The sequence below is a fragment of the Pseudomonas defluvii genome (assembly GCF_001695625.1).
In the GTDB taxonomy this organism is placed as follows: Bacteria; Pseudomonadota; Gammaproteobacteria; order Pseudomonadales; family Pseudomonadaceae; genus Aquipseudomonas; species Aquipseudomonas defluvii.
Genome location: NZ_MBPN01000029.1, coordinates 42,698 through 55,210 on the forward strand (window position 1 = coordinate 42,698; position 12,513 = coordinate 55,210).

Here is a 12,513-nt window from a genome sequence, read left to right on the forward strand (position 1 = left end):
GCTAAGCCGCCGACCAGGTATCACCTCGTCTGGCGGCATACATGAGTGACCTATTGCTCAGCCGCGGCTGGCCGCCAGAATCAGAGACTTCATCTCGGCCACTGCCGACTTGAAGCCGACGAACAGGGCATGGGCAACCAGTGCATGCCCGATGTTCAGCTCGTTGATGCCCTTGATTGCCGCGACTGCTTCCACGTTGTGATAGTGCAAGCCGTGCCCGGCGTTTACGATCAGGCCCTGAGCGACGCCAAAGGCCACGCCGTCGGCGACGCGCTTGAGCTCTTCAGCCACGTCAGCGGGTGTTTCGGCATCAGCGTAACGACCGGTATGCAGTTCGATAGCCGGAGCCCCAACACGGCGAGACGCCTCGATCTGGCGCTCGTCAGCATCGATGAACAAGGACACTTCCGAGCCGAGGCGCGACAGGCGCTCGACTGCCGCCTTGATCCGCGCTTCCTGGCCAGCCACATCCAGGCCGCCCTCGGTGGTCAGCTCCTGACGTGTTTCCGGTACCAGGCAGATATGTGCCGGGCGAATACGCTCGGCAAACGCCATCATTTCCTCGGTGACGCCCATCTCGAAGTTCATCCGCGTTTGCAGCACATCCTTGAGCAGCAGCACGTCGCGCTCCTGAATATGCCGGCGGTCTTCACGCAGGTGGACGGTGATGCCATCGGCACCGGCTTCCTCGGCATCCAGCGCGGCCTTGACCGGGTCCGGGTAACGCGTGCCACGGGCCTGGCGCAGGGTCGCCACGTGGTCGATGTTCACGCCGAGAAGAATGCGGTTGCTGTGGGTCACGAAGAAGCTCTCCTGAAAATTGAGCCTCACAGCATACGACGAGCTTACGGCTTGCGAAACAGTTCGCGACTGACCAATGGCCTTCCGCCCAAATGAACAGCCAGCGCCTGACGCATCAAACGCTTGGCCGCGCTCAAGGCACCGGGCACACTCCAGTCGGCTTCGGCCATGGCTGTCAGCTCAACGCCATTGAACACACCCGGCTGAAGCAGGTAAACCCGCTCCAGGCCTGCATCCACCTGCAACCGATACAGGCCATCGGCGGCCAGCGGTTCCCCCGCAAGATCCCGATCCAACTCGAAGGCATACCCCAGCTCATCCAGCAGGCGCCACTCGAACGAGCGCAGCAACGGCTCCAGCGCGCGCCCGGCGGCCAATGCCTGCAAGGTTGCGGTGTAATGTTCAAACAACCGGGGGTGCGGGTCCTCGAGGGGCAGCAGTCGGGTCATCAACTCGTTAAGGTAGAGGCCACTGAACAGTGCATCACCGTTCAGCCAGATACCGACACCATTGCTTTCCATGCGCCCGACGTTTTTCAGTTCACCACGGCCACGGAACTCGACTTCCAGCGCAACGAAGGGACGCGCCAGCGTTCCGGCCTTACCCCGTGCACGACGTAACACCGCACGCAGCCGGCCCTGAGGCGTGAGGAAGTCCACCAGTGCACTGGTTTCGCGGTAGGCCCGACTGTGCAAGACGTAAGCCGGTTGGCCGACGGGTAGTTCCATGAGTTGAACTTCAGAAAGGAGTCGGCCCGACACCGGACGGTATCGGGCCTGGAGGCTTACAGGTCGCCGTAACCCAAGGAGCGCAGGGCACGCTCATCATCAGACCAGCCACCTTTGACCTTGACCCAGAGGTTGAGCATGATCTTGGCGTCGAACAGCAACTCCATGTCCTTGCGTGCCTCGGAACCAATGCGTTTGATCCGCTCGCCCTTGTCGCCAATGATGATCTTCTTCTGACCATCACGCTCGACCAGGATCAAGGCATGGATATGCAGGATCTTGCCCTGCTGCTTGAACTCTTCGATCTCCACGGTGATCTGGTACGGCAGCTCGGCACCGAGTTGACGCATGATCTTCTCGCGCACCAGTTCAGCGGCCAGGAAACGGCTGCTGCGGTCGGTGATCTGGTCTTCCGGGAAAAAGTGTTCGTTTTCCGGCAGGTGCTTGGCGATCAGTGCTTCCAGTGCATCGAGGTTATGCCCCTGCTGCGCGGAAATCGGCACGATCTCGGCATTCGGCAGTTGCTCCTGCAACCATTGCAGGTGCGGGATCAACTCGGCCTTCTCTTCGATACGGTCGGTCTTGTTGATGGCCAGGATCACCGGGCCTTGCACGTACTGCACGCGCTCCAGCACCAGTTGGTCCTCATCGGTCCAGCGGGTGCGATCGACAACGAAGATAACCACGTCGACGTCTTTCAAGGCCGCCGAAGCGGTCTTGTTCATGTAGCGGTTGAGCGCCTTCTCGTTGCTCTTGTGCATACCGGGGGTATCGACGTAGATCGCCTGGATATCGCCCTCGGTCTTGATCCCAAGCATGTTGTGACGTGTGGTCTGCGGCTTGCGCGAGGTAATCGCCAGCTTCTGCCCGAGGATGTGGTTAAGCAACGTCGATTTGCCCACGTTGGGGCGGCCGACGATGGCGACATAGCCGCAACGGGTAGTATTCGTATCAGTCATTGCCATTCTCCACGCCCAGGGCGATCAGGGCTGCCGCCGCGGCGACCTGCTCGGCAATACGCCGGCTAACACCCTGCCCTCGGCTTTTTTCAGTCAACAGGGCCACTTCGCATTCGACGAAAAACGTCCGGCAATGCGGTTCACCCTGAATATCCACCACTTCATAGCGGGGCAGTTCGCAGGCCCGTGACTGCAGGAATTCCTGCAAACGGGTTTTCGGGTCCTTGTTGGTATCGACCAGCGTCAGGCTCTCGAACTCACCAGTCAGCCAGTCCAGCACGCGATCACGCGCGGTGTGCATGTCCGAGTCGAGGTAAATCGCACCGATAAGCGCTTCAAGGGCGTCGGCCAGAATCGACTCGCGACGGAAACCGCCGCTTTTCAATTCGCCAGAGCCCAGACGCAGGTACTCGCCGAGGTCGAACCCACGCGCCAGTACGGCCAGGGTCTCGCCCTTGACCAGCCGCGCACGCAGGCGTGACAACTGACCCTCACGGGCTTGCGGAAAACGCTCGAACAGCGCCTCACCGGCAACAAAGTTGAGAATCGCATCGCCCAGAAATTCCAGGCGCTCGTTGTTACGCCCGGCGTAACTGCGATGCGTGAGGGCCAGCAGCATCAGCTCCTGGTTCTTGAAGGTGTAGCCGAGCTTGCGCTCGAGGCGGCTCAAGGAAACGCTCACAGTGTACCCACGCTCGGTTTATGGCCGATTTTTTGCGCCTGGGACTCAGCCCAGCGCCCACACTTATCGGATTGGCTCGTGGCCGTCAGGTTTAACGCGTTGTTCAAATCCGGATCCTGAAAGACTATTTGGCTTCATGCCCTTCCGACCCAGTGATTCGGGGACATCCACAGACACCCTGAACACAGCCTATGCCAGAAAAGCATTCGGCGCTGTCCCAAGACAGCGCCGTTTAGGTGTTACTTGATCAGCCCAACCCGCGAAAGGCTCGGCAGGTGACTCAATTTCGGCTCTGGCCAACTCATCCAGACAGCGAAGGCCTTGCCGACGATGTTCTTGTCCGGAACCATGCCGTGCAGCTCTTTTGGAATGTTGGGGTCATCCCAGTATCGGCTGTCGTTGGAGTTGTCGCGGTTGTCGCCCATCATGAAATAGTGCCCAGCCGGGACTACCCACTGTTGGTCCGGCGGCATCCGGTAGCGGCCCATTTCCTTACGGATCAGGTGTTCCACCTCGCCCAGTTTTTCCTTGTACAGCTCGGCGCTGCCCAGGGTGCCTGGCTCGGTACCCACCAGTTGCTCGGCAATCAGCTGACCGTTGACGAACAACTTCTTGTCGCTGGTGTAACGGATCTGGTCACCTGGCAGGCCAACCACCCGCTTGATGTAGTTCACGTTCGGATCGCTCGGGTAGCGGAACACCATTACATCACCCCGCTTAGGGTCACCAACCTCAATGACCTTCTTGTCGATCACCGGCAAACGAATGCCATAGGAGAACTTGTTCACCAGAATGAAATCGCCCACTTCAAGGGTCGGCTTCATCGACCCCGAAGGGATCTGGAACGGCTCTACCAGGAACGAGCGCAGCACCAGCACGATGAACAGCACCGGAAAGAACGACTTGCCGTATTCAACCAGCAGCGGTTCCTTGTTGAGCTGCTCAAGTACCGACATATCAGGCTGGCTGACGCTGCCCTGATAGTTACTGATCGCTGCCCGCCGGCGTGGCGCCAGAAACAGCAGATCAAGCAAGGCCAGCAGACCGCAAACGGCAACGGCGATGACTAACAACAGCGGGAAATTTAGCGACATAGGACCTAGCTATCCAACCTGAGCACGGCCAGGAAGGCTTCTTGTGGAATTTCCACGTTGCCGACCTGCTTCATGCGTTTCTTACCGGCCTTCTGTTTTTCCAACAGCTTGCGCTTACGGCTCACGTCGCCACCGTAACATTTAGCCAGTACGTTCTTTCTGAGCGCCTTGACAGTGGTTCGCGCGACGATCTGCCCGCCAATGGCGGCCTGGATGGCCACATCGAACATCTGCCGAGGAATCAGTTCCTTCATCTTCTCGGTCAATGCGCGACCTTTATAGTGCGCATTGTCACGGTGCACGATCAGGGCCAGGGCATCGACCTTGTCGCCGTTGATCAGCACGTCGAGTTTTACCAGATTCGCCGACTGATAACGGTCGAAATGGTAGTCCAGCGACGCATAACCACGGCTGGTGGACTTCAAGCGGTCGAAGAAGTCCAGAACCACTTCGTTCATCGGCAGATCGTAGCGCACTTGTACTTGCGAACCGAGGAACTGCATGTCGCGCTGTACGCCGCGCTTCTCGATGCACAGGGTGATGACGTTACCCAGGTGCTCTTGAGGCACGAGGATGGTCGCCTGCACGATCGGCTCACGGAAATCCTCGACTGCAGAGATATCCGGCAGCTTCGATGGGTTATCGACGTAGATCGTTTCGCCCGTCTTGAGTTTGACCTCGAAGATTACGCTTGGCGCGGTGGTGATCAGGTCCAGGTCGTATTCGCGCTCCAGGCGCTCCTGGATGATCTCCATGTGCAGCATGCCGAGGAAGCCGCAACGGAAGCCGAAGCCCAGTGCGTCGGAGCTTTCCGGCGAGTACTGCAACGACGAGTCGTTCAGGGTCAGCTTCTGCAATGCATCACGAAAATCTTCGAAATCATCGGAGCTGACCGGGAAAAGACCGGCATAAACCTGTGGCTGAACCCGTTTGAAACCTGGCAGCACCTCAACCTCAGGGGTTGAGCTCAGAGTCAGGGTGTCGCCCACTGGCGCACCATGAATGTCCTTGATGCTGGCAATGATGAAGCCCACTTCACCGGCCTTGAGGTCGACGGTCTGGGTATGTTTCGGGGTAAATACACCGACGCTGTCCACCAGGTGGACCTTGCCGGTGGACTTGACCAGAATCTTGTCGCCTTTCTTCACGCGACCGTGGCGTACACGCACCAGGGACACAACGCCCAGGTAGTTGTCGAACCAGGAGTCGATGATCAGGGCTTGCAGCGGCGCTTCGATATCACCGGTCGGTGCAGGAATGGTGTGCACCAGGCGCTCAAGCACCTCTTCCACACCCAAGCCGCTCTTGGCGCTGCAGGCAACGGCATCGGTAGCGTCGATACCGATGATCTTCTCGATTTCTTCCTTGACCCGCTCCGGGTCGGCCTGGGGCAGGTCCATCTTGTTCAGGACCGGCATGACCTCAAGGCCTTGCTCGATGGCGGTGTAGCAGTTGGCAACCGACTGAGCCTCGACGCCCTGGCCAGCATCGACCACCAGCAAGGCACCTTCACAGGCGGCCAGCGAGCGGCTGACTTCATAGGTGAAGTCAACGTGACCTGGGGTATCAATGAAGTTCAACTGGTAGGTGACACCGTCCTTTGCCTTGTAGTGCAAGGTGACGCTGTGAGCCTTGATGGTGATCCCGCGCTCGCGCTCCAGGTCCATGGAATCGAGTACCTGGGCTTCCATCTCACGCGCGGACAGGCCGCCGCACATTTGAATGAAGCGGTCGGCCAGCGTCGACTTGCCATGGTCAATGTGGGCGATGATGGAGAAATTGCGGATATGACTCAAATCACTCACGGGTCAACACTCAAAAAGGCTGCGGAACGAGGCCCGCCGAAAAATAGCCGGGAATTGTACCTGATGCTCAGCGTGGGCGTCACGTGAACAACGATTTCGCGCCGTAGGAACATCCCCTGCCGACTGTGCGATTCACCCACAGCAGGCGCTTACAGAGCGCTCTGCGCTCATCAAAAGACACAAAAAAGGGCGGCCATGGCCGCCCTCTTCGATCAACCCGGCTTATTCAGCCAGCTTGAAGGTGATGAAACTGGCACGGCCCTGACGCAGCACACGCATCGACACCGAACGGTTCTTCGGCAGGTCCTTGGCAATTTCAGTGAAGCTCTTGGCCGAAATGATCGCCTGGTTGTTCAGATGAGTAATCACATCACCTGGCCGCAGGCCAATCATTGCAGCCGGGCCATCCTGAACTTCCTTGATGACGACACCGCCCTTCAGCTCCAGCGCCTTCTTCTGCTCGGCATTCAGGTCCGCCACGGAAACGCCCAGGCGGTTGCTGCTGCGCTCGATACCACCGTTGGCACTGGCTACGATTTCCTGGTCATCATCCGGCAGTGAACCGATGGTGACATCCAGCGTACGACGCTTGCCTTCACGGACCACTTCCAGGCTGGCTTTGGCACCCTCTTTCAGGCCACCCACCAAATGAGGCAGATCAGCGGACATGATGATCGGCTGACCGTTCAGGCTCAGGATAACGTCTCCCACCTGCAGGCCACCCTTGGCCGCCGGGCCATCCTCGAGCACCTGGGCGACCAGCGCACCGGCCGGTTTGTCCAGGCCGAACGACTCTGCCAGGTCCTTGTTGACTTCCTGAATGACCACACCCAGCCAGCCACGGCTGACCTTGCCGTCTTTCTTCAGTTGGTTGGAGACATCCAATGCCACATCGATCGGGATAGCGAACGACAGGCCCATGAAGCCACCGGAACGGGTGAAGATCTGCGAGTTGATCCCGACCACCTCACCGTTCATGTTGAACAGCGGGCCACCGGAGTTACCCGGGTTGATGGCCACGTCCGTCTGAATGAACGGCACATAGGTGTCGTTAGGCAGTGTACGGCCCTTGGCACTGACGATGCCTTTCGTCACCGAATGATCGAAGCCGAACGGCGAGCCGATAGCCAGCACCCATTCACCGACCTTGAGTTTCTCCGAGTCGCCCAGCTTGACGGTAGGCAGGTTCTTGCCATCGATTTTCAAGAGCGCAACATCGGTGCGCGGGTCAGTGCCCACCACTTTGGCCTGGAACTCACTACGATCCGACAGGCGGACCATGATCTCGTCGGCATCAGCCACTACGTGATTGTTGGTCAGCACGTAGCCATCACTGGAAATGATAAACCCCGAGCCCAGCGACTGCGCCTCGCGCTGGCGATCACCACGCGGCGAGCGGGGCCCTTGAGGCATGTTGCGCTCAAAGAAGTCCCGGAACATCGGTGGCAAGCCTTCCAGGTCAGGCATCTGCCCACCCGCGAGCTGGCGATCTGGCATTTTCTGCCGGGTACTGATGTTCACCACGGCCGGCGAAGCTTGCTCGACCAGCGTAGTGAAGTCCGGCAAGGCTTCAGCCTGTGCGGTGACCACCTGACCGAGCATCAGCACGGCGGCGAACAACGTTAGATACGATTTCAAGCGTGGTATTGACATACGGCTCCCGTCACAACAAGCGTGGTTAAGCAGTAGGGACCTGCGAACGCAAGAAGCCCGGCGGCACCCGTGAAGGCGACAAACAGGCTGGATGCATAGGCATTCTTGATGCTGCAACAGCAGAAAAGGCCAGACCCCGAAAGGCCTGACCTATAGAAAATTCCATTAGATTTTGCAAACCGCAAAGCTTACCAATCATGTCTGTCCCTGGTCGGCGTGCCTGTCATCCGTGCACCTCTTAAACGACAATCACTGTTTAGCCTGAGCATCTTGCGCCCGCATCGACAGTGCAACGCGCTCAGCCGTGCCGATCGGAATTTCACCAACAACGGTCACCGCCATATCCCCTTTGGGCGTCGTCAAGCGTCGCGAAACTGCAACGGTCGGCCCAAGCTGGGTACGCGTATCGACAGCGCCCCCCTCGCCAGAGGGCTCGACAAACACAGAGAAGCGCGCCAGCCCATCATCGTACATGAGGCTACTGACAGTTCTTTTTCCGTCCTTGCTTTGGCGAATCGAGCTGTTGACCAGCTCAAACCCTGGCGGCAACCAATCTGAACGCCAACCTGTCACGTGCTGTGCAGCCGCTTCAGAAGCCTGGACAACCGCCTTGCAGTTATCGCCAGGCTGCAACTGGGCGTCACTCGGCACATTGGCAGTGTCCAGATGCGTGAACTGGAATCGCTCCAGTAATTGCCCCTTGTCATTGATCATCAATGACTTGAGCGGCAAGCCGGTTTCGCGATCCAGATGAAGTTCAAACGCATAACGATGCTGGTCGCGCGGGCTGAGGGTAACAATGGTGACGTCATGGCCGGCGACACGCGAACGGCCGGCAATACCCAGGTCATACCAGTTCATCAGTTTCAGCGGATCAAGTACCCGACCGGGAACGGCCGGTACACTGCTCACCTCCGCCAACAAGGCTCCGCTCACGCAGCGGGTAATACCGTCAACACGCACGACCTCCTGAGCCGCCCCATCGAGCTGCACCAAACGCTCGCTGATCTTGCCATCCTGAACGCGATGCCAGACTTCGTGAGTGGAGAAACTGCCGTTACGCTCGTAAACGAAAGTACCCTGATAGCTTTGCTGTTGCTCGGCTTTTGCCAGACGACTGAGCCAGTCAGTAGCTTCAGTGGAGGAATTGGCGGCTAAGGCAGGGCCCGTCAACCATACACCGAGCAAAAGCGGTATGAGAGGTAGCGTGCGCATGATCCTCCTTACTTAGCGATTTTCCAGGCTGGCCGCACGGGCATAAGGCAAAGCGCTTTCAGTACCTTTCAGGGCTGCTTCCTGAGCATGCTGACGCAAGTATCCTGGCAAACGTTGATCCTGCCAGCCTGCTTGCCCCTGCAGCACACCATTGGCCATCGGCCCTGGCTGATCGGCACTTTCACTATAGCCTGCCAAAACAGCAGGGCCCTGCACTTGTGGCACAGAAAGGCCTTGCTGAGGCTGCTGGGCTGCCAGTTGAGCGCCAGTGATCTCATTCTGGTTGTACAGGCGAACGCCTGCCAATACCGCAACCGTTACCGAGGCAGCAACCGCCAGACGCCCCAGGCTACGCCATGACCGAGGGGCAGCCTTCACCGGAGTCGCTTCATCGGCCAGCGCTGCCGACACGGCAGCAGCGATGTCCAGCTGCGGCACCAACAGCTCTTTGTGCATGGCTGCACGCGCAATCTGATAACGCGACCAGGTTGCACGGGCTTCAGAATCGTCGACGGCATTCAATACCCGACGCAATTCCAATTCGTCCGCTTCGTTATCCATTACCGCGGACAGCGATTCCTGCAAAGCTTCACGACTCATGGCGGTTCCTCTCTTGGCTGTCGCCGCTGTCTCAGGTTTCCTGCAACAAGGGCTGCAGGGCTTTATCTATGGCCTCCCGAGCGCGGAAGATTCGGGAGCGCACGGTACCCACCGGACACTGCATGACGCTTGCAATGTCCTCGTAACTCAGACCATCGAATTCGCGCAAAGTTAACGCTGTACGCAAATCTTCTGGCAGTTGCTGAATGGTTCGATGAACAGTGTCTTCGATCTCATCACGCAACAACGAGCGTTCTGGGGACTCGAGATCCTTGAGACCATGATCGCCGTCGTAAAATTCCGCATCCTCGGAACTTACATCGCTGTCTGGTGGCCGCCGACCGCGCGACACCAGGTAATTCTTTGCCGTGTTGATGGCAATGCGGTAAAGCCAGGTGTAAAACGCACTGTCACCACGAAAATTGCCCAGAGCCCGGTAGGCCTTGATGAACGCTTCCTGGGCCACATCCTGGGCTTCATGGGTGTCGTGCACAAAACGCACGATCAACCCGAGAATCTTGTGCTGATACTTCAGCACCAACAGATCGAAGGCTCGCCTGTCGCCGCGCTGTACGCGCTCGACAAGTTGCTGATCCTCTTCCTGGGTTAGCATGAATACTCCTCGGTGAACCTGGAGGAGTGCTGCAACAGCCATCGCTCAGGCTTGCAAACATAGACTCGGGCTTTTCGCAAAAGTTCTCCCCCTCCAAGCAAGTTTCCTGCAGCCTGTCGTCAGCCCGCACGAAAAAACGCAGCACGGTCGTCGCCGGCTGCGTCGATAGTCTGGTCATCGAAGGCATGGGCAGAGCGGCTAACACAAGCCCCGGCTGCCATCGACGCGGCGTCCTGTGATGCAGGCAGCCTTCTATGGATATCCGAAATTCAAGGAAAGTTCCCGCTGCCGACAGGGATACCTCATACGCAAAATCGGCAGATAGCATGGAAATACCGGGTATTGGGCTGTTATAAAGACTACCCATTTCGATTCACGATAGTTTCACAATGCCATAAAAGCCTGACTATTGTGCCGATCCCCCCCTTTATATACTAGGGGGCACCTACGCCCTCTTGGTCGCCCCGCGCGGAAGTTCCAGACATGAGCCAACAGTTTCAACATGACGTCCTAGTGATTGGCAGCGGCGCTGCCGGCCTGAGCCTGGCCCTCACCTTGCCAGAGCACTTGCGCATTGCCGTTCTCAGTAAAGGCGAGCTCGCCAACGGTTCAACGTTCTGGGCTCAAGGTGGTGTAGCAGCCGTACTCGACGACACCGATACCGTGCAGTCTCATGTCGAGGACACGCTCAACGCAGGCGGCGGGCTTTGCCATGAAGATGCCGTGCGCTTCACGGTCGAACACAGCCGAGAAGCCATCCAGTGGTTGATCGACCAGGGCGTACCGTTTACACGCGATGAACATGCCAGCGTCGACGACGGCAGTTTTGAGTTCCATTTGACCCGTGAGGGTGGCCACAGTCATCGACGCATCATTCATGCTGCCGACGCCACTGGCGCGGCGATCTTTACCACCCTGCTCGCCCAGGCTCGAAAGCGCCCTAACATCGAACTGCTTGAGCAGCGGGTTGCGGTCGACCTGATCACCGAGCGGCGCCTGGGCCAGGAGGGTGAGCGCTGCCTGGGTGCCTACGTTCTGAACCGCTCGACAGGCGAAGTCGACACCTACGGCGCACGCTTCACCGTACTGGCTACCGGAGGGGCCGCCAAGGTCTACCTCTACACCAGCAACCCCGACGGGGCCTGCGGCGACGGTATCGCCATGGCCTGGCGAGCAGGCTGCCGGGTCGCCAACCTGGAGTTCAACCAGTTTCACCCGACCTGCCTGTATCACCCGCAGGCCAAGAGCTTCCTGATTACCGAAGCACTGCGCGGCGAAGGCGCACTGCTCAAACTGCCGAACGGCGAGCGTTTCATGCCGCGCTTCGATCCGCGCGCAGAACTGGCACCACGGGACATCGTCGCCCGCGCCATCGACCACGAGATGAAGCGCCTCGGGGCAGACTGTGTCTACCTGGACATCAGCCACAAGCCCGCCGAATTCGTCAAAAGCCACTTCCCGACCGTTTACGAACGCTGCCTGACCTTTGGCATCGACATCACCACCCAGGCAATCCCGGTAGTGCCGGCCGCTCATTACACCTGCGGCGGCGTAGTGGTCGACGAACAGGGCCATACTGATGTGCCCGGCCTCTATGCCATTGGCGAGACCAGCTTCACCGGCCTGCACGGTGCCAACCGCATGGCCAGTAACTCGCTGCTTGAGTGCTTCGTGTATGGGCGCTCCGCTGCTGCCGACATCATCAGCAAGCTGGACCAGGTAAGCATGCCCGCAACATTGCCATGCTGGGATGCCAGCCAGGTCACCGACTCGGACGAAGACGTGATCATTGCGCACAACTGGGACGAACTGCGGCGATTCATGTGGGACTATGTCGGCATCGTGCGCACCAACAAGCGCTTGCAGCGTGCCGAACACCGGGTACGCCTGCTGCTCGACGAAATCGACGAGTTCTACAGCAACTACAAGGTCAGCCGCGACCTGATCGAGCTGCGCAACCTGGCCCAGGTCGCGGAACTGATGATACGTTCAGCCATGCAACGCAAGGAAAGTCGCGGGCTGCATTACACGCTGGACTACCCACAGATGCTGAAAGAGGCCCGCGACACTATTCTGCTGCCGCCCACCTACGCCGACTGAACTTCAACCGCACGCGCAGGCGCCGGTGCTGCACCGGCTCCAGCGCGTCGAAGGGAATGCACAGGCTTTCCGTCCAGCGTCGCCCAGCGCGCCTGAAGCGCAGCAGTACCAGGCCAGGCAACGCCAGGCTGTCACGACACAACTGCACCGACTGCCAGCCCTGCGCAGGGCTCCACAGATGCCAGCCCTGGGCGTCTCTACGCAACCGGGTGAACGCACGGGGATGAGTCAATACGATATGCCGCGGCAACATCCAGGCGCCA

General features: G+C 58.9%; 12 protein-coding genes. 1 reads left to right on the top strand and 11 read right to left on the bottom strand.

The window, feature by feature from the left end:
- Nucleotides 1–57: 57 nt before the first annotated feature.
- The 10 genes from pdxJ to rpoE all read right to left on the bottom strand — a co-directional run bounded on the left by pdxJ (nucleotide 58) and on the right by rpoE (nucleotide 10,150).
- Nucleotides 58–801, bottom strand: a complete 744-nt coding sequence (gene pdxJ, locus EKA13_RS10640) for a pyridoxine 5'-phosphate synthase (RefSeq protein WP_065759351.1) — start codon at nucleotides 799–801, stop codon at nucleotides 58–60.
- A gap of 44 nt (nucleotides 802–845) precedes the next feature.
- Nucleotides 846–1,529 carry a DNA repair protein RecO gene (recO, locus tag EKA13_RS10645; protein WP_065759352.1) on the bottom strand — a complete coding sequence of 228 codons (684 nt, stop codon included), beginning with the start codon at nucleotides 1,527–1,529 and terminating at the stop codon, nucleotides 846–848.
- A 56-nt stretch (nucleotides 1,530–1,585) separates the two neighbouring features.
- The gene (gene era, locus EKA13_RS10650; RefSeq protein WP_065759353.1) at nucleotides 1,586–2,488 is read right to left on the bottom strand and encodes a GTPase Era; all 903 of its coding nucleotides are present in this window, start codon (nucleotides 2,486–2,488) and stop codon (nucleotides 1,586–1,588) included.
- A complete protein-coding gene (gene rnc / locus EKA13_RS10655) occupies nucleotides 2,481–3,170 on the bottom strand; it encodes a ribonuclease III (RefSeq protein ID WP_065759354.1) in 690 nt (229 codons plus the stop codon). Before rnc ends, era begins: the two co-directional genes overlap by 8 nt.
- A gap of 239 nt (nucleotides 3,171–3,409) precedes the next feature.
- Nucleotides 3,410–4,264: a signal peptidase I gene (gene lepB / locus EKA13_RS10660; RefSeq protein ID WP_065759355.1), complete on the bottom strand. Its 855-nt coding sequence runs from the start codon at nucleotides 4,262–4,264 to the stop codon at nucleotides 3,410–3,412.
- 5 nt (nucleotides 4,265–4,269) lie between these two features.
- Entirely contained in the window at nucleotides 4,270–6,069 is a 1,800-nt protein-coding gene (gene lepA / locus EKA13_RS10665) for a translation elongation factor 4 (protein ID WP_065759356.1), read from the bottom strand.
- Nucleotides 6,070–6,291: 222 nt separating this feature from the next.
- The gene (locus EKA13_RS10670) at nucleotides 6,292–7,671 is read right to left on the bottom strand and encodes a DegQ family serine endoprotease (protein ID WP_425415170.1); all 1,380 of its coding nucleotides are present in this window, start codon (nucleotides 7,669–7,671) and stop codon (nucleotides 6,292–6,294) included.
- A gap of 300 nt (nucleotides 7,672–7,971) precedes the next feature.
- Complete coding sequence (locus EKA13_RS10675; RefSeq protein WP_065759358.1) at nucleotides 7,972–8,937, bottom strand: MucB/RseB C-terminal domain-containing protein; 966 nt, start codon at nucleotides 8,935–8,937, stop codon at nucleotides 7,972–7,974.
- A 12-nt stretch (nucleotides 8,938–8,949) separates the two neighbouring features.
- Entirely contained in the window at nucleotides 8,950–9,537 is a 588-nt protein-coding gene (locus EKA13_RS10680; RefSeq protein WP_065759359.1) for an RseA family anti-sigma factor, read from the bottom strand.
- 31 nt (nucleotides 9,538–9,568) lie between these two features.
- Nucleotides 9,569–10,150: an RNA polymerase sigma factor RpoE/AlgU gene (gene rpoE, locus EKA13_RS10685; protein ID WP_065759360.1), complete on the bottom strand. Its 582-nt coding sequence runs from the start codon at nucleotides 10,148–10,150 to the stop codon at nucleotides 9,569–9,571.
- A gap of 483 nt (nucleotides 10,151–10,633) precedes the next feature.
- On the opposite strand from rpoE, the gene nadB reads away from it, so the two are divergent.
- Complete coding sequence (gene nadB / locus EKA13_RS10690; RefSeq protein WP_065759361.1) at nucleotides 10,634–12,250, top strand: L-aspartate oxidase; 1,617 nt, start codon at nucleotides 10,634–10,636, stop codon at nucleotides 12,248–12,250.
- Here nadB and EKA13_RS10695 read toward each other — a convergent pair.
- On the bottom strand, nucleotides 12,219–12,513 hold a 295-nt coding region (locus EKA13_RS10695), incomplete at its 5' end, for a protein YgfX (RefSeq protein WP_342671850.1). The two genes, nadB and EKA13_RS10695, sit on opposite strands and share 32 nt — an antisense overlap.

Bases quoted from the DNA above. Each gene is read 5' to 3' on its own strand.
- recO (WP_065759352.1), bottom strand. From the start codon at position 1,529: ATGGAACTACCCGTCGGCCAACCGGCTTACGTCTTGCACAGTCGGGCC.
- era (WP_065759353.1), bottom strand. From the start codon at position 2,488: ATGACTGATACGAATACTACCCGTTGCGGCTATGTCGCCATCGTCGGC.
- lepB (WP_065759355.1), bottom strand. From the start codon at position 4,264: ATGTCGCTAAATTTCCCGCTGTTGTTAGTCATCGCCGTTGCCGTTTGC.
- EKA13_RS10670 (WP_425415170.1), bottom strand. From the start codon at position 7,671: ATGCTCGGTCAGGTGGTCACCGCACAGGCTGAAGCCTTGCCGGACTTC.
- EKA13_RS10675 (WP_065759358.1), bottom strand. From the start codon at position 8,937: ATGCGCACGCTACCTCTCATACCGCTTTTGCTCGGTGTATGGTTGACG.
- EKA13_RS10680 (WP_065759359.1), bottom strand. From the start codon at position 9,537: ATGAGTCGTGAAGCTTTGCAGGAATCGCTGTCCGCGGTAATGGATAAC.
- rpoE (WP_065759360.1), bottom strand. From the start codon at position 10,150: ATGCTAACCCAGGAAGAGGATCAGCAACTTGTCGAGCGCGTACAGCGC.
- nadB (WP_065759361.1), top strand. From the start codon at position 10,634: ATGAGCCAACAGTTTCAACATGACGTCCTAGTGATTGGCAGCGGCGCT.